The organism is Pirellulaceae bacterium (genome assembly GCA_029243025.1).
Classification (GTDB): Bacteria; Planctomycetota; Planctomycetia; order Pirellulales; family Pirellulaceae.
Genome location: JAQWSU010000030.1, coordinates 158,967 through 181,005 on the forward strand (window position 1 = coordinate 158,967; position 22,039 = coordinate 181,005).

A 22,039-nucleotide genomic window follows, 5' to 3' on the forward strand; every position below is an offset into this window, starting at 1 on the left:
TTATCCCTTCGTGCCGGTTTGGCAAAGTCCCGCAAGGGGCCTGCCTTCCGTGAGCTTGAGGGGCCGGCCGATCGGTGTTTGTAACTCAAGGTCGTGTTTTACTCCGAGTGCTTCCAAGACGGTGGCATGCAGGTCCGCGATGGGAATTCCTGCCTCGTATTTCACGCGATCGCCATGGGGGTCGGTTTGGCCGATGACTTGACCGCCTTCGATTCCACCGCCAGCAAAGGCGATCGAAAAACCATGTGGCCAATGGTCTCGACCACCGGCCGGATTGATCTGCGGTGTCCGGCCAAATTCGCCTCCGCAGATGATCATGGTTTGGTCGAGTAACGATCGTTTTTTGAGATGTCGGATCAAGGCGGAAAAGGCGGGGTCCAATGTCTTGACTCGCTCTGTTTGTAGCTCATGATTCGCGACGTGACTGTCCCATCCGCTGAGCGTGACTTCGATACAACGAACGCCAACTTCGATCAATCGGGCGGCGACCAAGCATCCGCGTCCGAATGACGAGTCTCCGAATTCGGCGACATCGGCCGTCGGAACGTCTTTCAAATTGAACGCTGCAAGCTGCTCGGAGTTCATCATTCGAACGGCCTGATCGATCGTCTTTCGGTGTAATGTGCGGCTATTTTCTAAATCTGGGATACGATCTTGAGCGAATTGGCGATCAACAATGCCCAGGTTTTTCAGCCGTTTGGCAAAGCGTTCATTCGAGATGAACGTTCGCATGTCTGGAAGCGCTTGTTGGGGATCGCCGAGTCGGAAAGCGTCATATTGTTCGCCCAGATAGCCTCCTCGTCCGGACCATGCGTCGGGCAAGATCGAAATGTGTCGCGGAATCTCAGCCATTCCCTGCGGAAGTTGGTGGCACAGGACGGCGCCAATCGACGGATGCAGCAAGGTTGGATCGGGACGATAGCCGGTCTTGAGATTATAGGCAGCCCGTTCATGGTCGCCTTCGCGGCTAACCACCGAGCGAACAATGGCGATGTGTTCCATTTGCTCGGCCGTTTGTTCGAGACCGTTGGCGATTTGAAGGCCTTTCACAGCGGTCTTGATGGCGCCCGTTCCGCCAGCAATTTTTTGGTTGGGGTGTGGGTCGAAAGTTTCTAATTGACTCGGTCCCCCAGCAAGCCACAGCAGGATGATCGACTTCGCTTGGGCGTGCCGATCGCTGAAAGGTTGATTTGCTAGTATTTCGGCCACGGGAGTTAACCAGCCGAAACTGGTTGCGCCGGCAAGCTTCAAGAGGGTACGACGGGTGCTATGAGTGTGGCTGCCGCAATGGTGTTGACGAGACATGGTGGGTTGTCTCCAAGACTTGATATTGTGAGGCGACAACTAATGGTTCCAGGAAAATTCGGCACTGTTAAAGAGAGTCCAGTATAAATCTTCGAGGGGCTGTCGCCGGGCTGGCGGGTTCGTTTGTTGCATTTGGTCTAGGAAGTGACGTTTTTCCGTAAGCGAAGGATGACGCGTCAGAATTGCCAAGTAGGCTGACTCAATCGCACGTTCGTCATCTTGAGCCAATGCTGCAATTCGCGTCGCGGCGTTACCGATCAAGTCGTCCTTGGTTCGTTCTGAAATGAGCTGACCATTCATCATGAGCAATCGTTGGGGAATGGTTCCACCTCGATTGCCGAATTCATCTTCACCCCGATCTCCGTATCTTTCGATAAATTCCGCTTCGCTTTGGTAATGCATTAGACGCACAAGAATATGTGACTTTGCATCAATCGTGGTCAATGAAGATGCTTGTAACAGACTGCCAGCGACTTGTTCAGGACGCAAACGAGTCAGCGGGAAGATGGCCCATTGATGCTCTTGTTCTTCTGTCGCGCCGCGCGAGTCACGACTACCGCGCTGAAAAGCCTGCGTGTGTGAGATCATGCGAATCAGTCGCCGTAGGTCAAAATTGTTCCTGCTAAAGTCGAGGGATAGGCTTTCCAAACCAGGCGGATAAGGTCCTTCCAACGGGATGTTGTCGATTGGTGCAACGAGTGGCTTGCCGAACATTAATGCCCAGACGCGATTGATGATGGCCCGACGAAAAACCGCGTTGTCCTGATGAGTTACCCATTTCGCCAATCGCTCGCGCGCTATCGGTTCACTCGACTCGAGTTCGCCCAAGAAGGGCGGGGTTGGCGCGACATCAACGGTTTCCGACTCACCGAGATATTGATATGCGTAGGTAGCTTCCTGGTCTTGGATGCCTAGCGGTGAGGATTGAGCGCCAGCATAAAACGCTGCGAGGTGATGAAAGTCACTCTGCAACCATGCCCCATTCAAATGGTCATCATGGCATTGAACGCAGTCCAGTCGGACGCCGAGAAAAGCGCGCGCCGTTCTAGCGGCGAGTCTCTCTTCATCCGGTTGTTCATCCCCATTCACATCCGTAGTGACCGTGATGAAGTTGACCTCTGGCGAATCCGTCCAAAGACCTGTACCGCTAATCAGGTCGGCTACGAGTTCGTTGTAGGGGCGATTTTGATAGAGTTGATCACTCAGCCAAGTAACGAAGCGGCGGCGCCGAAAGATTAAGAATGGACCGTCCTCCGTACCCACGTAAGATCGAGCCAGACGTTCGGCCAGATAGTCGCTGTAACGACGGTCTTGTAAGAGCCGATCGAGCCACCAATCGATTCGCTCCGAATCGGGAAGCTGTTCGATTGCCCGTTGTTCTTCTAATGACGGGATCGTTCCAGTAAGGGACAATGAAATGCGGCGAATGATCGTGCTTGTATTCGCCCGCACGGTGGGGCTGACATCGGTCGCAAGCCAGTGATCATGAAACTCTTGATCGATTTGGCCAACCGCTTGATTGAAACTATCTGTGGCCGAGCCCGTTGGCCGGATGTTCGGAGGTTGTTCGACACGATTTCGCGGGAGCAGACTTCCGGTAACCACTGCTAGTCCGAGCGTGCAAAGTGCGATAAAGCAAAAGTTGCGAATCCACATTTCAAGGTGATCTGCCGAAAAGGATGCGTCGTGAAAGCAGAAACGGACAGCCCCTATTCGATGCGAAAAGGGAGATCTTTGCAAATGTTGCCCGAATGAACCCAAATTGCAGGATTTGGGGCGATGTTGCCAATTCGCAGCCTGTTGTTGGGTGAACCGTTTGCTGATTCGAAATCGACTATCTGACTTGGATGTTACATCAGCCGATTCTGATCTTGAAAGTCGATTTGTGCGCCAATCTGTAACTGAAAAAAAATGTTTCTTGGATTCATGATCTCGTTCGCCTGGTCACGGTTGGATTCGATCGTCCGTTTTCGTTACATTTCAGTTGGAAGCAGGGGTGTGTTCATCCGTCGTGAACGGAAGCCGAACGTTCGGTTGCCGAGTCGAATGCTAGTGGAAAAGGCGGCCCTGACCAGCTTCTTGCTAACGCGAAAGCGGCAGGTCCAGTAGGAATGTCAGACGAAGATTCTAGAGGAGGGAACGCCCCCCGCGACCGCGATTCACCTGTCCCAACAGGAATGCGAACGATGTCACCGGAAATCGTTGAAGTTGTTTCTCGATCAAAAACGGTTGGAGGCTGTTTGGCGGTTTTGTGGGTCGGCTTTTGGGGCGGGCTCGGTTGGTTGTTTGGTCTGTTCAGTTTACTAGTGGGTCTTGCTTTGTTGGCGACAATTCCGGTGGCTCAGCTTTTGAGCTTAGGTTATCTGTTGGAATGCAGTGGTCGAGTTGTCCGAACGGGGCGGGTTCGCGATGGTTTTGTAGGCATTCGCAAGGCGGCTCAAGTGGGCTCTATCGTGTTGGGGAGTTGGTTAGTGCTCTGGCCCGCGCGGGCCGTCTCCAGCCTCTGGTACTCGTCTTATTTATTGAATGGGGCAAGTTTTGAAAGCCGTTTGTGGCGTATCGGATTGATTGTCACGATGAGCCTAACCGTCTTGCATTTGGTGTGGGCTTGGTTCCGTGGTGGTCGTTTACGTCATTTTTTGTGGCCCGCTCCGCGACAGCTTATCTGCCGGTTGCGGCAAGGAGGAATCTATTCAGCAGCGAGAGATGCGACTTGGGAATTTGTGGCAAGTTTACGTCTGTCGTACTACTTCCTGTTGGGCACAAGTGGTTTTATCGCTGCTTCTTTTTGGTTAATCGTACCCGTGACGCTGCTCATGTTGGCATCTCGCGTGCCAGTTCCGCTCGGTATTGTGTTGGGGCTTATCGGTGCATTGCTCTTTGCGGCGGTGTTGATGTACTTACCATTCTTACAAGCGAGATTTGCTGCCACTAATGACTTTTCAACGATGTTTGATTTGCGAACGATTCGACGAAGATACCAGCAAGCACCGGTCGCCTTTTTGATTGCACTTTCCCTTACTTTGCTGTTCGCACTTCCTCTTTATTTGTTGAAAGCGGAGTTAGTGCCTCGGGAAGCGGCTTGGCTTCCGAGTTTGGTCTTCGTGCTCTTTATGTTCCCAGCTCGTTTGGCCACCGGCTGGGCCCTTAGCCGCTCAGAAAAGTGTGATTTCAGACGTCATTTTGTCTTTCGCTGGGCTGCTTGGGTGACCATGTTGCCCGTCGTTGCCTTCTATGTACTGATCGTCTATTTCACACAGTACGTCTCTTGGTACGGGGGCCTCAGCCTCTACGAGCAGCATGCATTCCTGCTGCCCGTCCCGTTTCTTGGCTTGTGAAGCAATTCGAATCAGAATGATGGAGAAAGGTCGTCTGTTGTACCGTTTGGGGATTCCGGTTCGTTGGATTCCGGTTCGTTGTTCGGCGATGAAACCGAGTCTTCGTCCGAGCTTGCTTGGGGCGTAGATTCTTGGCTTAGCTCGTTCGTCGCGTTCTCGTTGGTTGCCGTTGCTGGCTCGGATTGCGAATCGGAAAGCGGTTCATCGTTCGTTTGCGGAATTTGATTGGGATTGAAGTTGGGGTCATTCAGTTCCAGCAATCTCATTAGCTTGAAGTCGGCCGGTGGAAATGTTTCTTCAAATTGTTCCAGTACCCACCGATAACGTGCGACGGATTCCATGAGATCTTCGGCTGTCGTATCCTCCAGCATGACGGGGTATTTTTCGAAGATCTTGGCCCATTCGTTCCAGGAGGCTTCGTAGTTTTCTCGCATTCCTTCGAGATCAGCCACCTTGTAAGCTTCTTCGGCTGCATAGAGATATTTACGAGCATCGATTGCTTCCTGACTCTGCTCAATTTCGCAGCGGAGTTTCCAGTAGCGATAATTCACTTGCTCTTGGTAATTGTCGATGGCGTCGGCTTCTGCTTCTAACCGGATGCCTTCGCGAATCAATCGGTCAAATTCCGCCTTTTTTTCTGCGGGAGCACGTTTGGAAAGGTCGTCAAATTCAACTCGCAGTCTTCGGTCGGTCATCAAGGCCATGGCAGATTGTTCGACGGTTCGTTCTTGCCAAGGTAGCTCTGAAGCTTCAAGAGCTTCTGGAGAAATCGCTTCCCGTTTCTTGGCCAATATTTCTTCTCGAGCACCCGGAATCATTGCCAATAACTCATCGCGAATGCGGTTAGCATCCCGACGCATTGCCGAGCCTTCGTTGAGTCGGATGGAGAAACCGTAGGTGGTGGGGATGTCACGATTTCCATAGGCTTGCCATTGGTCCCCCGCTTTCATCCAGGCCACACGCGCCCGTTCGTCGAGGTAACCTTCTTCCTCAATCGCTTCGGCAAAGCTAATCATCCACTTGGGAGGATGAGAATGGAAGATCAGTGGTGTTTTTCCACGTTTGATGTTCTCGTTATCACCGACGAGTCGCCCGCGGATCGGGATTCCTCGATCGACTATTTGTTCCGCTTTACGGAACCATTCACGACCCACTAGCCAGTTATCTGGCTTCCCTTCCGGACCCAGAGTGTTGTCCAGCGGAATGTTGTCTGATCGCAGGCGTTCGTGGAGATCCTCATCTTCGGCGAACAGACGCCGGTATTGCACATACTCGTCGGCTTTGCCGATTTTGTGGCCAAAAGTCCAGCCGATTTCCCAATACAAGACGGGTTCGTCCGTGTTGTATCGGATGCCGTCACGTAGGAAGTCGATTCCCCGTGTTACCCAATGGTATCGCGATCGATAGTCGTCGAACTCAACCGATACGTTGTAGGCCAGGTTCCAGCCTTGAAATTGCCAGACGGAGATGAAGTTGGGCTGAAGTTTGCTGATTTGGTTGAGCGTTGCCGTCAGATTGTCCCAATCGCTGTCTCGCTTGTAGCGGTTGGCTCGTTCCCAGAGTAGGTTGGCTGCAATGCCTTTCATGCCGAGCGTGGCCAACTTCATGGTTTCGCTGGCGGGGTCAATATCTCCTAAATTCGCTTGCGAAAGATTATATTCTTTTCGCATTTGTGACAGGACACCTCCGTCAGAGAGGTCTCCGTTGGATTCACGCATTGCGGGCCGGCTCAGCAGGTAAAGCGGAATTAGCAGGACAGCAATCAGTGCTCCATAAATGGTTTTTCGACGAAATGATTCGTTGGAGATCATGCGGCAATCTCGCGAGTTCTAAAGCAAAAGTAGCCAACGGCTGATGCGACAGCGACATAAGCCAACGTAATGACAAAATGTTGTGCCATCAACGCAGCAGGAATGTTAAACCCATAGGCGACAAAGCGACTGGTATTGAAAATGCTGCAGTCGGGCATGGCGTAACTAACCGTCTGTATGATGAACATTAAAACGTCGTCAATCCTTTGAATAATTGTCGTTCCGACGGCTTGGTCAAGTTCCACCATTTGTCCAGTTTGTTTGACAAGTCGGACAAGGGACTCCAAGGGGCCGCCGCCCGGCAATTCTCCACTGGCGACATTCACGACGAATCCTTTGAATAATCCCATGACGACCGCGGCCAACGTCGCCATCATGGCCACTGCACCGCTGACTACCGTACTGAACATGACGCCGAAACAGGTCACGACCACCATCTGGAACCAAATGCTTGTGTAACCCTTGAGGAAGTTCAACCAAAACGGCTTGTCGGATGCTCGGAGGTAGAGGTCGGCAGCGGCCATCCCGAGATATTGGTCCTGGTCGAGGCAGCGAACCCAAATCTCCAAGCTGTCCGATTTTGAGTCGACCAGATTTTCGAAAATATCGACCGTGATTTCGTTGCCCTGGGCGTCTCGGGCATCGATTTTTCTCGGGATAAATCGCTGGTACGCATCGTAGTCGCGTGCCGTAAAGCTGATTTCGTCACTCTTCCAGCCCTCGCTCGCTGAAAGGGGTTGGCCGTCAGGTCCAACGGGCGCAGGCTTGACCAGCTGAAGGGTACCGGTCAAACCTTGCTCGATGTCGCCTTTGAAGGTTCGGAAAACGCGCAGCGTCATTTCGATCGGAAGTCCGTCCGGGAAATCTTCGGCTTGCAGCCCTTCAAACGTCCAGATGGCGGCCGCCAATGTTCCGCCTTCAACATACTTTCGGTATTTGTTTTCGTAGCCAACGTTGGTTCCGGCACTTGGTTTTCCCGTTGAATCAATGAATCGAAGCGAGCCGCGAATGGGGACACGTGCTTGTAGAAATCCCTCAGCGGCTCCCAGTTGATATTGGCCGTCTCGGCTCTCAGCTACCGTTTGGGCGAGTCGATGAAAGTGATCGTGGTTCGGTGTCACGATCATTTCGCCCGCATCATTGACGGTAATGTCATGCCGATGGGCACGTGCCAGAGAGGATTCGCCAATCTGTTGATTCAAGGGTTCGCCGTCGACATCGACGGTTTCGCTGGCTAATTGTTGAGGATTGACTTGGTGCGTGTGTTGCAGGCCTCGTTTGACGAAGAAAAAACTAAAGACGCACATCAAGACCAGAATCACCGTACCGACGGCACAAAACCCGAGCATGCGACCGACCACGATTTCCCAAGGCCGGACAGGTTTGGTCACGATGGTGTAAATGGTTCGATTCTTGATGTCCGTGGGTAGACTAAATGCACTCAAGAAGACAGCCAGGATCAAAACCAAGTAATTTGACGATGTGAGCACGAAACTCAAATATAGCCTTGCCGGATGGCTACTGCTGGGATCGAGAAACCAACCCGCAAACAACAAAGCGATCACGAACACGGCAAACACGACGAGTACTCTGCGTCGAATCGATTCTTGAAAAGACAGTCGGGCAATTGCGAACAGTCGCCTTGGCGACAATTGAATCAAATCACGAAACGCCGAGGCAACAGTTGTCGTCAAAATCCTGAGAGATTCAATGGGGCCGTGCCGCAGCGCTCCTGCGAGGAAGCCGATGAACAATCCCATCAAAATGACTGCCAAGACCATCGCGAAGAAGGTTGGTAAATTCAGCGACAGCCATTCAAATAACGGCAGAATCGGTTTTTCCAAAACCATAGCGGTTCTCGTTGTGCTCCACTCACCTAAATGTTGTCTTCGAGTCGCGGCAGCTTTTTTACTTGCTTTGTGTCGCTCGTCGCCCTGGCCTTGCTTCGCTTTCGCGAACAATACTTAAGAAAAGTTCTTCAAGCGTCGTGGTTGGATTCTCGATGCCGAGGACTTTGGCTCCGTGACGCTCGATTACATCTCGAATCTCTTTCTTGGCCTCGTCGCTTAAGCCTTGAGCACGAATTTGAGTCACATCGCGGACCTGGAGTAAATTGTCCACCCGCCCTAATTCCTTGAGATCGCCCTGATAGAGTATTGCGATGCGATCACAGACGTCTTGGACGTCTGCCAGGAGATGGCTGCACATGACCACGGTCTTGCCTGCGGCTTTCAGGTTCAGGATTAAATCCTTCATTTCCCGTGTTCCGATCGGGTCGAGTCCTGTGGTCGGCTCATCGAGAACAATCAGATCGGGATCGTTAATGAGCGCCTGTGCCAGGCCGATCCGCCGAGTCATGCCTTTGCTGTATTCTTTGAGCTGTCGACGCTTTGCCCAATCGAGTCCGACCATGTTGATTAAGTCGGCGACGCGCTGCTTGCGCTCGCCGGGCGTCATATTGAACAGCCGACCGTAGAAATCCAAAGTTTCTTCGGCGTTGAGGAACTTGTAGAGGTAGGATTCCTCCGGCAAGTATCCAATGCGTTCATTTTTGGATACGTCGCTGGCTTTTTTACCAAAGACCAACGCTTCACCGCTGGTGGGGAATAGCAATCCAAGGATCAACTTAATTGTGGTTGTTTTTCCTGATCCGTTTGGGCCGAGTAATCCGAAGATTTCGCCTTCCCGCACATCAAGATCGAGTGCCTTGAGCGCTCGCACCTTTTGGCGGCCCCAGAAGTCGCGGTAATCTTTCGTCAGATTGCGTGTTTCAATCACGATCTCGGCCCCCTGCGACGGCTTTTCCGCCGCGTCCGCAACCGTTGCTTCCATGGTAATCTCCGATTCTTCGCGTGAGACTTGAGTGGCTCCGCAGGGGGAGCCCCAAAGGTACTTAGGCGAAATCTGTGAGAAGCTCGTATGAACTGTTCGTCTAAGCTTGCAAGCTTACGCTGTTACGCGGTCCACATTCGGCGAGTTCGATTCCGCGTCGACGAACTTGGTCAAGATAATCCTATTTTTCCGATCCAGGAACTCGCTTCCCTTCCCACTTGTGTCTTCCTGATACGCTGTTTGAACCGAGCGTTGCAGGGGACACCCTGAACTATAAAAGGCTGAGTAGAAGCGTGCAATAATCCCCAGCTCCAATCTGGGTTGCTTTCCGGAAACTGGCTGCCGAGCCGATCGCCAAGTGACTCCATTGGTCGGTGAATCCGCCGGCCGCAGCTGTAGATTTCGCTGTTCTCGCGGGGCTTGTTGTGTTTTTTATCGTTTGTATAATAAATTCGCTTAGTGATAATGAGTCTCAGTACGAGTTTCGGGTGAGGGGGTAGGTTTTAATCGGCATGTTCGCAAAAACGGCTCAAAAAAAAGCTTTTACACTGGTCGAGTTACTCGTTGTGATTGCCATTATTGCGATTCTCGTGTTGTTGCTCCTGCCGGCAGTGAACGCTGCCCGCGAGGCAGCCCGCAGAGCATCCTGTATCAACAATATTCGGCAATTAGGCTTAGCACTGATCAATTTCGAAGGCACTCACAACCGATTTCCGCCCAGTCGTGGCAAGGTGGGCGGTTGGTCGATCCATTCTCGTCTCTTGCCGTTCCTTGAAGAGGGCGTCTTGGCTGATGAGATCGATTTTGACGCCCCCTATGATGGAGTGGTGACGGGTTCGGGGCAATTACTCAGTTCCTATCGCGTCAACGCTTATCTTTGTCCTTCGGAGGTCAATGATCGGGTTCGACTGTCTGGTGAGATTCCTAAGCATTATCCGATCAGTTACGGGGGGAACATGGGAGTCTGGTTTGTCTGGGATCCCGTGAAGCGTCGCGGCGGACCAGGTGTGTTCTATCCTCAGAGTTGGCTGTCCGGACGCAAATTTCGCGATGGTCTAAGCAAGACGCTCGCGTTTGCAGAGGTGAAGGCGTACACCCCTTACGAGCGGAACGCGGCAGCGGACGGTGACCTACCGATCCCAACAACGCCCGAACAGCTTCCGGCAGGGGGACAACAGAAGTTTGGCCCGCCGATCCAAAAGAATACGGGTCACACCGAAGGGGTCGATGGGCGTGTCCATCAGACAGGTTTTACAACCACTTTCCTGCCCAACTACGATGTGAGTCCGAGCCGAGTTGCGGGTCGCAGCATCGATTGGACAAACCAACAGGAAGGCAAATCCAGTACGGTCAAGACTTATGCGGCTGTGACGGCTCGCAGTTACCATACTGGCTTGGTGAACACGGTGATGCTCGACGGTTCGTCGCGACCCGTGACGGACGACGTTGATCTGAAGGTCTGGCAAGCCGCCTCAACACGTAGCGGCCGCGATTCAGGCAGCTTTGATGATTAGCTAGGATCCGGCCGAGGGACGCAATCAGGTTGGCTGCTGAAGATGCTTTCGCCAGACGCTACCGCCAGGATATTCATACTGGTGGATCGACTCCGGTAGAAGGTCGAGGCTGTAACCCGGGGAGGTGGGGACGCGATATCGTCCGTTTTTGATCACCACCGGATCCTGGAAGTGTTCATGCAGGTGATTGACGTATTCCGCCCAGTGATTCTCCAAGCAGCCGCTAACGGCAACGTAATCAAAAATCGCCAAGTGTTGGATGTGTTCACACAGGCCGACTCCGCCACCGTGCGGGCAAACGGGGACGCCAAACTTTGCAGCCATCAGCATGACAGCTAGCACTTCATTAACGCCCGCTAGTCGGCAGCTGTCGATTTGGCAGAATTGAATGGCCTGCAACTGCAAGAGTTGTTTGAACAGCACTCGGTTCTGCCCCATTTCACCTGTGGCCACACCGATCGGCCGGATCGCTTCTGCGATCCTTTGGTGTCCCACGACGTCATCAGGACTGGTTGGCTCTTCGATCCAGGTTGGATTGAATTGGGCCAATTCTCGCATCCATTCGATGGCCTCGTTTACATCCCAAATTTGATTGGCATCGAGCATCAGTGTGTGATCATCACCAATTTCTTCTCGAACAATTCGCAGACGATGAAGATCTTGTTGCAGGTCTCCGCCTACTTTGATTTTGAAAGAGGTCCAGCCATCGGCTAGGGCAGCTTGGCAAAGATGACGTAATCGCTCATCGGAATAGCCGAGCCAACCGGTGCTGGTGGTGTACGCTGGGTATCCATCTTGTTTCAGCTGTTGGATTCGATCTGTCCGCGTGGGGGCGAGTTGTTCGAGAATTTCTCTCGCTTCGTCGGGTGTGATGGCATCTGTCAGATAGCGGAAATCGATCGTCGAGATCAGTTTTTCTGGGGTGAGTTCGCAGAGCAATTGCCAGAGTGGCTTTTGTTCGGTTTTTGCCCAAAGGTCCCAGATTGCATTGATGATGGCCCCCGCTGCCATGTGCACGGTACCTTTTTCCGGGCCAAGCCATCTCAATTGGGAGTCGCCAGTGGTCAGCTCTCGCCAGAATTGACCAAAATTTGCGGTGATTGAATCGAGTGATTGTTGCTCGACTTTTTCAGCGAGTGCTTCAATCGCGTTGACGCACAAATGGGTGCCACGACCGAGAGTGAACACCAGACCGTGTCCGACATGTGGCCCATCGGTTTCGAGTGTCACGTAAGCAGCCGAGTAGTCGGGATCCTTGTTCATGGCATCTGAGCCATGTTGTTCCCATGAGGTGGGGAAGCGAATGTCCGTCACACGTAAGCGGGAGATGGTCGGCATGAATCAGTCGGGGGAAAAGTTGCGGCGATCGAAACGGGCGAGAGCGTTGAATTGTAACCCATTTTGCGGTCGCGTCGCGACTGATCAAAATTGTAATTTGTGTGCCTATTTGACGGCAAAAAAAAAGCTCCCGGAAATACTCGGGTCCCAGGGGGGCAGAGGACTCCTTTTTTTTCCGGGAGCGATTGGACGCTCCGATTGCTCGGATGCAATCAATTGTTTTTCGAAGCGGTCGACGGCTTCCATGCCGAACGCTCGCTTCGCGGTCCGCAGAGTGCAAGCACTCCAGATGCGGACTCCACCACGTGGATCAAGACTGTTTTCGAGTTATCAGTTCTTATTTTTGGAAACGATTTTGTGTCGCCGTTGTGTGACTGTCGAGGCGGGAGAATAGGTGATTCATTCCAGAGGGTCAAGAGCGTTTTTAGGCGATTGAATTAAGCCAAAAAGCTAGCGGATAGGAATCTTTCAACGGAACCTGGTCGGTCTCTTTCGCATTGACACAAAGTGACTGCCTCGATAGCTTCCCCGAGCGTGTGCAGCGGCAAATTTTGTTTCCGTGCTGTCCCTTTTCCTCTTTGCAAACCCAACTCCGTTTCAGGAGTAACGTTGGATCATCGGCATGGCCAAGTGCATCGCGTATATTCGATTCAGCGTACCCGTGATGATGAGCTTAGGGTTGATCATCATGCTGGGCTGTACGAGTTGGCGAGAGACGCCCTCTGAGGGGTTCAATTTACCGCCTGTGCGATTGGCTCCTGACGGGGTCGCCTTGCAGGTGACGTTTCTTCGTGTGCCCACGGGGCAGACCGACTTTAATACGGAGCTTTGGGGTCAGGTCGACGAACAAGTGCTCGGTCAAGCTGTACGACAACGATTGAATGACAATGGTTTTCGTTGCGGGCTTGTCGGGACACAGCTTCCGGAATCATTACGGAAACTGTTGGATACCAAAGAAGAATCTTCGACGCTTGAAGCGACTTCGCAACGCGAGATCGATGCCTTGTCCCAGAATCGTCGAATTAATACGCGATCTGGAAAACGCAATGAGATTGTTACGGCAGCTCCTCAGGAAGAAATGATCGTGTTGTACCGTGACTCGAATGCGGATCGTGTCGGTGGCAAGACGTTTACTGAGGCACAGACGATTCTCGCGACTAAGAGCTACCCGTATGGTGATGGTCGCGTGGATCTGAAGTTGGTGCCGGAGATACAATTTGGACAGCCCAAGAAGCAATGGATCGCTGGAGAAGGAACGTTCCATCTGCTTTCGGCACGGGATAGGGAGGTTTTTTCCGATCTGGAAATTGTCGCGTCGATCATGCCAGGCCAAACGTTGATCCTGAGTTGTACGCCGGAGTCAAAGGGACTTGGGCAGAACTTCTTTGTCGATACGTCTCATGGAGACCCGCAGCAGAAGCTGTTGCTGATTCGGCTGGCTCAGACTCAGCGTGATGATCTGTTTGAGCTATCGGAGCCACTGCCCGACGCGCTCATTTCGGATGAGGCGGACGGCGAGAATGCATTGAATCAGCCCCTTTCGCGGTAAATCCCCGTTTCCTTTGCTCTGCGTTATCCCGTTAGGGATTGCCAGTCTTCCCTGCCATTCTCATAATGGCGAATCTGCATTGTTTGTTGATTGCTTGCCCGGGCGCGACGCTTCGCCTGTCTGGCAAGGTAATTGTCGAATCGCAATCTCGCTCGAATTTATTAAGTAATGTTGAAGGAGTTAATCGATGGCTCTCGTTCCTCTGAGAATTCTACTCGACCACGCGGCTGAAAATAATTACGGTGTGGCCGCATTCAATGTCAATAATATGGAACAGATTCAGGCCATCATGGAAGCGGCTGAAGAAACCGATTCTCCCGTCATTATTCAGGCTTCAAGAGGAGCTCGTTCCTATTCTCAGGATGCTTACTTGCGTCATCTGATGTTGGCGGCTGCGGAACTCTATCCGCACATTCCAATTACCATGCATCAGGATCATGGAAATAGCGTCGAGACTTGTGCCAGTGCAATCGAGAACGGATTCACCTCAGTCATGATGGATGGCTCACTCGAAGCGGACGGAAAGAGTCCGGCCTCCTTTGACTACAATGTCGATGTGACCCGCAAAGTCGTTGAATTGGCCCATCCACAAAATGTATCCGTCGAAGGTGAATTGGGCTGTCTGGGTTCGCTGGAGTCTGGCGAAGGTGAGCAGGAGGATGGCCATGGTGCGGTGGGCACTTTGTCGCACGATCAGCTGCTGACCGATCCGGAGCAAGCGGAAGAATTTGTGGCTGCCACCGGCGTGGATGCGTTAGCCGTGGCAATCGGAACCAGTCATGGAGCTTACAAGTTCACTCGTCAGCCCGATGGTGAAATTCTGGATATGAAACGTATCGAAGAAATTCATCGCCGACTTCCGAACACCCACCTGGTGATGCACGGTAGTAGTTCCGTCCCTCAGGAGCTGCAAGATATCATCAACCAGTATGGCGGCAATATTCGTCAAACGTGGGGTGTGCCGGTCGAAGAAATTCAGCGTGGGATTCAATCTGGCGTTCGTAAGATCAATGTTGACACCGACAATCGCTTGGCGATCACGGGGGCCATTCGCAAAGTGCTGGCAGAATCCCCGGAAAAGTTTGATCCGCGTGATTATTTGAAACCGGCTCGTGCTGCGATGAAACAGGTCTGTGTCGATCGCATGGTCGCTTTCGGCCAAGCCGGCAATGCAAGCAAAATGAAATCGGCGATCTCCGTTTAAGTTTTTTCATCGGTCAAATGCAGTCAACGATACCATTGCAAGCGCGGGCTCTTCTCGATGCCCGCGTTTTTTTGTGGTCTTCTGCGCACGTCGCACGACTCCACGTTGCCTTGCAATGGTCGTCTCGATAGAATCGCCTTCCGCGCCTGTTCCCGATTTTCGCAATTTCTTCTCGTCAAGGATGACGTCGATGAATATGCAGCCAAATCGTTTTCCGAGAGAATCGGTAAGCGAAACTGTGCAGATCGTTGCTCGTTCCGTAATCTGTACGGAGGGGCGAGCTGTCTTGCGACTCGCTGATCGCATCGACGATTCGTTTGCCGAGGCGGTGGAGCTACTGTTTCGTTGTCGCGGTAGTGTGATCGTGACGGGCATGGGCAAGGCTGGTTTGGTCGGGCAGAAGATCGCCGCGACGTTTGCCTCCACGGGGACCCGGAGTCATTTTTTGCATCCGGCGGAAGCGATCCACGGTGACTTGGGTCGGATTCATCCCGATGATGTAGTCGTTGTATTGTCGCACAGCGGGGAAACCGAAGAGGTGATTCGTTTATTACCGTCACTTGCTGTTCTGAACGTGCCGGTGATTGCAATCACCGGCCATGCCGAAAGCCAGTTAGGGCAGCAAGCCGACGTTCCCGTGTTGATGGGTGAGCTGGAGGAAGCGGGTGAACTGAAATTGGCGCCCAGTACGAGTACGACCGTGATGTTGACCCTGGGAGATGCCTTGGCTTTGACGACGAGCCAGTTGCGAGGCTTTCAGCCCGAAGACTTTGCCCGATTCCATCCAGGCGGATCGCTCGGACGGAAACTGGCGATGGTGGAAGAGTTCATGCGACCCATCGATCAGTGTCGGGTTGCCTCGGACAGCCTGTCTGTGCGACAGGTGCTCGTTTCGCTGGGACGTCCTGGTCGGCGATGCGGAGCTGTCTTGTTGACCGACGCAGCGGGAGTTCTGACGGGCATCTTCACGGATAGTGATTTGGCGCGAATACTCGAGCAGCAACAAGAGCAGGCTTTGGATGGTCCAATCCGCGACGTGATGACTTGCTCACCACGGGTTGTTTCTGCGGGGATGATGTTGCCTAACGCGATCGAAATTCTGGTCGAACGTAAAATCAGCGAGTTGCCGGTTGTGGACGATGCGGGGTGCCCCGTTGGTTTGATCGACATCACCGATGTGGTCGGCATTTCGTCGACGCTCGATACGGTTGATGAGGTGGACGAAGGGGATGCCGAAATAAATGAAATAGCTGAAGCCGACGGATCGTTTCCTCGCATTCTTCCGCTTTCGAACCAACAACGAAATGATGCGTAAATGAAGATTGAAGCACGTTGTCAGCGGATCGAAATGATCCTGTCCGACGTTGATGGAGTTCTCACCGACGGAGGCGTTGTTTTTGATAACGACGGAATTGAAACTAAAAAGTTTCACATTCGAGATGGGTTGGGAATCAAGCTTTGGCAGCGGGCCGGTTACAAGTTTGGGCTGGTGACGGCTCGGAATTCGCACATTGTCAAAGTCCGTTCTGCCGAGTTGGGAATCGAGATTATTCGGCAGGGATTCGAAGAAAAGCTGTTGACGATTCGTGAAATTCTCTCTCAGCAAGGCCTTGAGGCAGAGCAAGTTTGTTTTGTCGGGGATGATTTGACTGATTTGCCAGCGATCAATTCGCTGGGACTGGGGGTTGCCGTCGCGGATGCGGCCGAAGAGGTGCGGTCTTCCGCCCACTACGTGACGCAACTCAGTGGCGGACACGGAGCGGTAAGAGAGACAATCGAACTTATCTTGAAAGCGAAGCACCGTTGGGGTGATCTGATTCAGAAATATTTGTAGCCCTCGACAGAACGTTTTCGTCTTTATGCGGCCAATCCCCGTTTAGTTAAAGGAGTACCAACGGGATTTATGTGGCTTACTCAGATCAAACGAATCGGCTCCAGTTTCGGGGCAGTTTTGGTGTCCTACTGGTGCTACGCGCTGATCGTCGTTCCGCTGATTGAACCGACTTTAACGCGTGCGAAGTCGATTGGATCTCAGCGCGGATACGGACGCTCGACGGAACCATTTCAGAGTGAGCTCGAAGGATTCTTTCCTGAAGGCGCTTGGGAAATGGGGGATGCCAAGGTTTTGCGAAGTGGTACCACTTCGTTGCTGTTTCAGGATTATAAGCCTAACGAAAATGGTACGATTCACATCTATCCTTGTACGGTTGTGGTGCGACCGGAGACTGCTGATCAGGCACCCTTGATCATGCAAGCGCCGGAAGGCGCCATCTTGCGTTTGAATCGGCCGCTCGACTTGAAGTCGGGGCAGTTTGGTCAGCCGGTTGCGGGTCGTTTGCAAGGAAAGATTCGCATTCATAGTCCCGGTCGATCGGATGGTACAGGTCAACTATTGATCGAGACTTCCAATGTCCAGATCACGACAAAGCGTCTTTGGACAGCAAATTCAGTCAATGTGCACTTCGACCAAAGTTACGCGCGAGGTAGTGATCTGATCATCCAACTTGCGCCGCAAAGGAATTCAGCTCAAGCAGGTGTCTCGCCGGGTTGGGCAGGGATTCGCTCGATTGAATTAGTGAAGTTGGACGAATTGCACATTCAACTCGATCCAAAACCATCGGTCGATTCCACGAATCAATCCAAGCAGGCCATCTCAATGGCTGAGCGAACGGTGCCCGTCAAAGTTACTTGCAGCGGTCCTTTTGGAATCGACTTTCAGCAGAAGGTCGTGACGTTCGATGAACAGGTTCATCTGCGGTGTTTGAATCCTGGCCAGCCGGAAGACTCGTTGCGATGCGATCGGTTGCAGATGTTTTTGGTCGAACAAGCGACTGAGGCTGCTGTGAAGGATCAAGAGACAAAACCCGATGTTCGCAAATCCCGCCAACGAAACATGCCCAAGCTTGATCCGCAGAGAATCGTGGCAGAAGGAAATCCGGCGGTTCTTGACGCACGGTCAAAGTCGGTGCACATCAGCGGGCACAAGCTGATGTACGATCTCGTCCATCGTCGTTTTCGACTTTGGGCCGACAAGCAGAATCCGACCGATCAGGTGCTGTTTCGTTTTCAAACGCATCAAGTGCTCGCCCGCGAGCTTGATGCGACCATGCAGGATCAAAAAAACTTGGAACGTTTGCGTGCGAAAGGCCCTGGCGTCTATCGGGGGTCTCTGCCTGATCGCGGTCAAGAGCCCGTTCAAGCTTCCTGGCAGGGGGTGTTGTCGATCGATCAGGTGGATGCGGGGCAAGTGCTGAAGATGCGTGAGGATGCGTCGATTATGGTCGGGCTCGAGAGTCGTGTTGATGCGTATCACATTGAGGTCTTGTTCGATCGTCAGGCTGTCGGCGCACCCGCGGTAAAGGGTGAGTTGCCTTTACGGCCCAGGCGGATGGCTGCGGTTTCAACTCCGGATCAAGCGGTTCGCGTTGTGTCACCGGAACTCACGGCGTTGACTGGTAGACTTTCGGCGGCGTTTACCTATCGTCCGCAAGTTGAGGATCAACCGAAACCCACTGCGACTCTCGCCGATCGCCAGCCTCGCCCACCCGCCACGAACCCTGTGAATCGCTTGCGGCGTCAAGAATCTTCAGAACGAAGGATGGACGTCTCTTGTCGGGAAATTGAGATGCAATTGAGTGTGCAAGGAAAACAAGTCAGTATCGATCAGATTGACTTGCGTGGTCAGACTCGACTTGCCCAACTTGATCGTGCTGCTGACCCGACAAAGTCCTTTGAAATTGCCGCCGATGCGATGCGGATTCTGGATCGTGACGGAAGCGGCAGTCATGTTTTGGTGGCGGTTGGAAATCCCGTGGATATTCGTACGGCGAAATTCACGGTGCGGACAGATAAGTTGCAACTTGACCAAGCAGACAATCTGCTTTGGACTGACGGTGCCGGACGGATGACGATGTTGATCGACCGTGATTTGACCACGCAACGTGCTTTAGCCGCACCTCAACAGATAACGCTCGATTGGCAAGATCGTATGCATTTCAACGGCCAGTTGGCCAGCTTTCATGGCAATGTGGATCTGCGGAGCCCGCAGCGTCGTTTGCGATCGGCCCGACTGGGGGTGCAGTTCGAACGACGCATCGAGTTTTCGAAGTCGGATGGAAAACAAGCACCGGAGATTCATACCATTCAGGCCGATGGAAATGTGCTGGTTGAAAATCGAGAGTTGGATAATCGATCTCAGCTCACATCGGTCAGTTATCTGCAAGTACCGCACATTCGATATGATCACCTGGCGGGTGATATGTTTGCTGAAGGGCCCGGGCGCGTGGTCACACATCGTAGGGGTTTTCAGACAATGCAACTCCCTGGCGCGACCGCAAAGGAAACGCCGTCCAATGTTGATGACGCAGCCGTTAGCTTTATTCAGGTTGACTTTCAAAACCAGATAACAGGCAACATGCAGCGGCGTGCGGCCGAATTTCAGGGACAGGTCAAGGTGATTTACGGGCCCGTACAGAGCTGGAATGAATCAATCAATTCCGATGCTGTGTTGGGTGAAAAAGACGTGCTCATGTCGTGCGATCGGCTTTCGTTTGCTGAGGGACCAACCACGCCCGAGGGGCAGCGCACCGTTAATTTGGTAGCGCAGGAAAACACCTATGTCGAAGGAAAGACATTCACCGCGCGAGGCCAGCGATTATCGTACGAGCAGCAAAAAAAACTGCTGATTCTGGAAGGCGCAGCCCGCTCCGATGCCGTCTTGTCCCACCAGGCTCGAGTCGGTGCACCCCGCTCGGAGACAGTTGCTCGCAAGATTCTTTTCTGGACTGATACGCAGCGAGTCGAGGTGGATGACGCTCGCTATATCGATTTGAGCAACTTGGGATTATAGCGAACCGACTCAAAATTCGATTCGCTGGCCGGGCCCGATCTAAACTTCCTCCCATCGGCGGGAAGATGCACTGCTCAGCACGGCGTCGCAGACCTTCTGGGTCTCGAGTGCATCTCGGAACGTCGGGCTAGCGGGGGTTCCACTGCCGATACTCTGAATGAAATCGGCCACTTGATGAATGAAGCTGTGCTCATAGCCAATTTGCAGGCCGGGGACCCACCACTTATCCATGTAGGGCATATCGCCGTCACTCACATGCACCGAACGCCAGCCACGAACGATCGAATCATCGCTGTGATCGAAGTAGTTGAGTCGATGCAGGTCGTGCAGGTCCCAGGAGATGGAGGCGTTTTCGCCGTTGATCTCGAAGGTGTAGAGCGCCTTGTGGCCACGTGCGTAGCGGGTCGACTCGAACGCCCCGAGCGAGCCGTTGTTGAAGTGACACATGAAGGTGCAAGCATCGTCAATGCCAACGGATTGGACTTCGCCGGTTAAGCTGTGAACACGTTCTTTGATGAACGTTTCTGTCATTGCACTGACGTCCTTGATTTCTCCATTCAGCCAGATCGCCGTATCGATACAGTGGGCCAACAAGTCACCCGTAACGCCGCTGCCTGCTGCATCGATGTCCAAACGCCACAAGGCTTCACCGCCTTGGGGGAGGTCCTCGGCGATCGTCCAATCTTGAAGGAAATTGGCTCGATAGTGGAAGATGCGACCCAGCCTGCCTTCATCAATTAGCTGTTTTGCAAGGGTCACAGCCGGCACGCGTCGGTAGTTGTACCAGACCATGTTGGGAACGCCAGCCGCTTCGACGACTTTGCACATTTCCTCGCCTTCGGCAACGTTCATCGCGAGCGGTTTTTCGCAGAGGATCATCTTGCCTGCTTGAGCGGCGGCGATGGCGATTTCGTGATGTAGGTTGTTGGGAGTACAGATGTCAACCGCATCGATGTCGTCGCGAGCCAAGAGAGCACGCCAGTCAGTTTCGATCGATTCATAGCCCCAATTGTCCGCGAATGCTTGTGCCTTTTCCTGGTTTCGAGCACAAATCGATTTCAAGACGGGCTCGTATTCCAAATCGAAGAAGTTTCCGACGGAAGCGTAGGCATTTGAGTGGGCTCGGCCCATGAATCCATAGCCAATCATGCCGATGTTGAGTGGTTTCTTGCTCATCAAATATTCCTTTGATGGTGGGTGTTTTGTGGCACGTTTGAGCTGGGGTTATTCCGACCAGCCATGAGCGTCGCGTACTGCGATCATTGCAGCAAGGATGTCGTTCCAGGTTTCCGACTTGTGCATCACGTCGTTGGGGAACATGCAGCCGTCCCAACAAATGTGTTGGAATGCTTTGGTCGGTTCACCGTTATCGCCACGGAGCCAATGACCGGCATGTTCGGCGATCGATAGTTTGCCATTCGGGTCGTTGGGAAGGCAATGGCGGCCCGTTTTGTCATGTGATCCGCTGCCTTTGACGGTCGCGTCGTTTTGAGCAACATGAAAATCAAATGTCCAGGGCCTCAGTGCAGTGGTTAGTTCCGCTAACGCCGCGTTGAGTTCGTCGCCATTCCAATTAAAGTTCTCGGAGACAATGCGATCTTCAGGGGCGTTGTAGCCAAGAATGTAAAGTAAAGTGTGAGCCATGTCGGCTTGGAATCCCACCAAGTCGGGACGGTCAACAGTTTCCAGCAACCGCACCATTTCTTTCCAGCTATGCATTGCGCCCCAGCAGATTTCACCTTCGGCGGCTAATCGTTCGCCGTGATCGGCAGCAATGTCACCGGCTTGGCGAAAGGTGTCAGCAATCTTGGCGGTGCCCTCGGGGTCCTCCGCCCAGGTGCCAGGATCGACGGATGAATCGATGCGAACGATCCCGTAGGGTCGGACTCCCAGTTCGCGGAATCGTTTGGCAATGTGACAGCCCTTGCGGACTTGGGTTAAGAATTGGTTGCGTTCTGTTTGGTCGCCCATGGCGGATCCGCCGCCCGTCGGTGGCCAAACAGGAGCGACGACGGAGCCAACAACCAAATCTTTTGACTGAATTTGATCGGCGATCCGTTTCAAATCGTCGTCAGACGCGTCAATGTCCACATGGGGAGCGAAAAGGAAGATGTCGATGCCGTCGAACTTTTTGCCGTTGCATTCGGCAGCAGCTGTCAGGTCCAGCATGGTCTCCAGTTCGATAGGGGGTTCTGAGTCCGGCCCCTTCCCGACGACGCCTGGCCAAGCAGCATTGTGTAATTTTGGGAAATTGTTGCTCATCGTAAGACAGTCCTTTTCTAGGCAAGAATCAGGCGAC

Annotated in this window: 15 protein-coding genes; 7 read left to right on the plus strand and 8 right to left on the minus strand. The window is 52.9% G+C overall.

The window, feature by feature from the left end; translation table 11 throughout:
• Nucleotides 1-1,305: a DUF1501 domain-containing protein gene (locus P8N76_13335; GenBank protein ID MDG2382646.1), complete on the minus strand. Its 1,305-nt coding sequence runs from the start codon at nucleotides 1,303-1,305 to the stop codon at nucleotides 1-3.
• Between the two features lie 39 nt (nucleotides 1,306-1,344).
• Nucleotides 1,345-2,961 carry a DUF1553 domain-containing protein gene (locus P8N76_13340; GenBank protein ID MDG2382647.1) on the minus strand — a complete coding sequence of 539 codons (1,617 nt, stop codon included), beginning with the start codon at nucleotides 2,959-2,961 and terminating at the stop codon, nucleotides 1,345-1,347.
• 530 nt (nucleotides 2,962-3,491) lie between these two features.
• Here P8N76_13340 and P8N76_13345 point away from each other — a divergent pair.
• Nucleotides 3,492-4,643 (plus strand): hypothetical protein, encoded by a 1,152-nt coding sequence (locus P8N76_13345; GenBank protein MDG2382648.1) that lies wholly within the window; start codon nucleotides 3,492-3,494, stop codon nucleotides 4,641-4,643.
• An 11-nt stretch (nucleotides 4,644-4,654) separates the two neighbouring features.
• Here P8N76_13345 and P8N76_13350 read toward each other — a convergent pair whose 3' ends face one another.
• From P8N76_13350 to P8N76_13360, 3 genes are read right to left on the minus strand one after another with little or no spacing between them, the layout of a single operon-like run.
• On the minus strand, nucleotides 4,655-6,454 hold the full coding sequence (locus P8N76_13350; GenBank protein ID MDG2382649.1) for a hypothetical protein: 1,800 nt from the start codon (nucleotides 6,452-6,454) through the stop codon (nucleotides 4,655-4,657).
• Entirely contained in the window at nucleotides 6,451-8,304 is a 1,854-nt protein-coding gene (locus P8N76_13355; protein ID MDG2382650.1) for an ABC transporter permease, read from the minus strand. Before P8N76_13355 ends, P8N76_13350 begins: the two co-directional genes overlap by 4 nt.
• Nucleotides 8,305-8,362: 58 nt before the next feature.
• A complete protein-coding gene (locus tag P8N76_13360; protein ID MDG2382651.1) occupies nucleotides 8,363-9,286 on the minus strand; it encodes an ABC transporter ATP-binding protein in 924 nt (307 codons plus the stop codon).
• Nucleotides 9,287-9,798: 512 nt separating this feature from the next.
• Here P8N76_13360 and P8N76_13365 point away from each other — a divergent pair.
• Nucleotides 9,799-10,800 carry a DUF1559 domain-containing protein gene (locus tag P8N76_13365; protein ID MDG2382652.1) on the plus strand — a complete coding sequence of 334 codons (1,002 nt, stop codon included), beginning with the start codon at nucleotides 9,799-9,801 and terminating at the stop codon, nucleotides 10,798-10,800.
• Between the two features lie 24 nt (nucleotides 10,801-10,824).
• Here P8N76_13365 and P8N76_13370 read toward each other — a convergent pair whose 3' ends face one another.
• Complete coding sequence (locus P8N76_13370; protein ID MDG2382653.1) at nucleotides 10,825-12,138, minus strand: L-fuconate dehydratase; 1,314 nt, start codon at nucleotides 12,136-12,138, stop codon at nucleotides 10,825-10,827.
• A gap of 622 nt (nucleotides 12,139-12,760) precedes the next feature.
• Here P8N76_13370 and P8N76_13375 point away from each other — a divergent pair.
• The 5 genes from P8N76_13375 to P8N76_13395 all read left to right on the plus strand — a co-directional run bounded on the left by P8N76_13375 (nucleotide 12,761) and on the right by P8N76_13395 (nucleotide 19,740).
• Complete coding sequence (locus tag P8N76_13375; protein ID MDG2382654.1) at nucleotides 12,761-13,687, plus strand: hypothetical protein; 927 nt, start codon at nucleotides 12,761-12,763, stop codon at nucleotides 13,685-13,687.
• A 187-nt stretch (nucleotides 13,688-13,874) separates the two neighbouring features.
• Entirely contained in the window at nucleotides 13,875-14,891 is a 1,017-nt protein-coding gene (gene fba, locus P8N76_13380) for a fructose-bisphosphate aldolase class II (protein ID MDG2382655.1), read from the plus strand.
• Between the two features lie 190 nt (nucleotides 14,892-15,081).
• Entirely contained in the window at nucleotides 15,082-16,206 is a 1,125-nt protein-coding gene (locus P8N76_13385; protein MDG2382656.1) for a KpsF/GutQ family sugar-phosphate isomerase, read from the plus strand.
• Entirely contained in the window at nucleotides 16,207-16,725 is a 519-nt protein-coding gene (locus tag P8N76_13390; protein MDG2382657.1) for an HAD hydrolase family protein, read from the plus strand.
• 69 nt (nucleotides 16,726-16,794) lie between these two features.
• Complete coding sequence (locus P8N76_13395) at nucleotides 16,795-19,740, plus strand: hypothetical protein (protein MDG2382658.1); 2,946 nt, start codon at nucleotides 16,795-16,797, stop codon at nucleotides 19,738-19,740.
• A gap of 39 nt (nucleotides 19,741-19,779) precedes the next feature.
• Here the strand turns inward: P8N76_13395 and P8N76_13400 are convergent, their stop codons facing one another.
• Nucleotides 19,780-20,916: a Gfo/Idh/MocA family oxidoreductase gene (locus P8N76_13400; protein MDG2382659.1), complete on the minus strand. Its 1,137-nt coding sequence runs from the start codon at nucleotides 20,914-20,916 to the stop codon at nucleotides 19,780-19,782.
• A gap of 48 nt (nucleotides 20,917-20,964) precedes the next feature.
• Entirely contained in the window at nucleotides 20,965-22,002 is a 1,038-nt protein-coding gene (locus tag P8N76_13405; GenBank protein ID MDG2382660.1) for a TIM barrel protein, read from the minus strand.
• Nucleotides 22,003-22,039: the final 37 nt, after the last annotated feature.

Bases quoted from the DNA above. Each gene is read 5' to 3' on its own strand.
- P8N76_13335 (MDG2382646.1), bottom strand. From the start codon at position 1,305: ATGTCTCGTCAACACCATTGCGGCAGCCACACTCATAGCACCCGTCGT.
- P8N76_13340 (MDG2382647.1), bottom strand. From the start codon at position 2,961: ATGTGGATTCGCAACTTTTGCTTTATCGCACTTTGCACGCTCGGACTA.
- P8N76_13345 (MDG2382648.1), top strand. From the start codon at position 3,492: ATGTCACCGGAAATCGTTGAAGTTGTTTCTCGATCAAAAACGGTTGGA.
- P8N76_13350 (MDG2382649.1), bottom strand. From the start codon at position 6,454: ATGATCTCCAACGAATCATTTCGTCGAAAAACCATTTATGGAGCACTG.
- P8N76_13355 (MDG2382650.1), bottom strand. From the start codon at position 8,304: ATGGTTTTGGAAAAACCGATTCTGCCGTTATTTGAATGGCTGTCGCTG.
- P8N76_13360 (MDG2382651.1), bottom strand. From the start codon at position 9,286: ATGGAAGCAACGGTTGCGGACGCGGCGGAAAAGCCGTCGCAGGGGGCC.
- P8N76_13365 (MDG2382652.1), top strand. From the start codon at position 9,799: ATGTTCGCAAAAACGGCTCAAAAAAAAGCTTTTACACTGGTCGAGTTA.
- P8N76_13370 (MDG2382653.1), bottom strand. From the start codon at position 12,138: ATGCCGACCATCTCCCGCTTACGTGTGACGGACATTCGCTTCCCCACC.
- P8N76_13375 (MDG2382654.1), top strand. From the start codon at position 12,761: ATGGCCAAGTGCATCGCGTATATTCGATTCAGCGTACCCGTGATGATG.
- fba (MDG2382655.1), top strand. From the start codon at position 13,875: ATGGCTCTCGTTCCTCTGAGAATTCTACTCGACCACGCGGCTGAAAAT.
- P8N76_13385 (MDG2382656.1), top strand. From the start codon at position 15,082: ATGAATATGCAGCCAAATCGTTTTCCGAGAGAATCGGTAAGCGAAACT.
- P8N76_13390 (MDG2382657.1), top strand. From the start codon at position 16,207: ATGAAGATTGAAGCACGTTGTCAGCGGATCGAAATGATCCTGTCCGAC.
- P8N76_13395 (MDG2382658.1), top strand. From the start codon at position 16,795: ATGTGGCTTACTCAGATCAAACGAATCGGCTCCAGTTTCGGGGCAGTT.
- P8N76_13400 (MDG2382659.1), bottom strand. From the start codon at position 20,916: ATGAGCAAGAAACCACTCAACATCGGCATGATTGGCTATGGATTCATG.
- P8N76_13405 (MDG2382660.1), bottom strand. From the start codon at position 22,002: ATGAGCAACAATTTCCCAAAATTACACAATGCTGCTTGGCCAGGCGTC.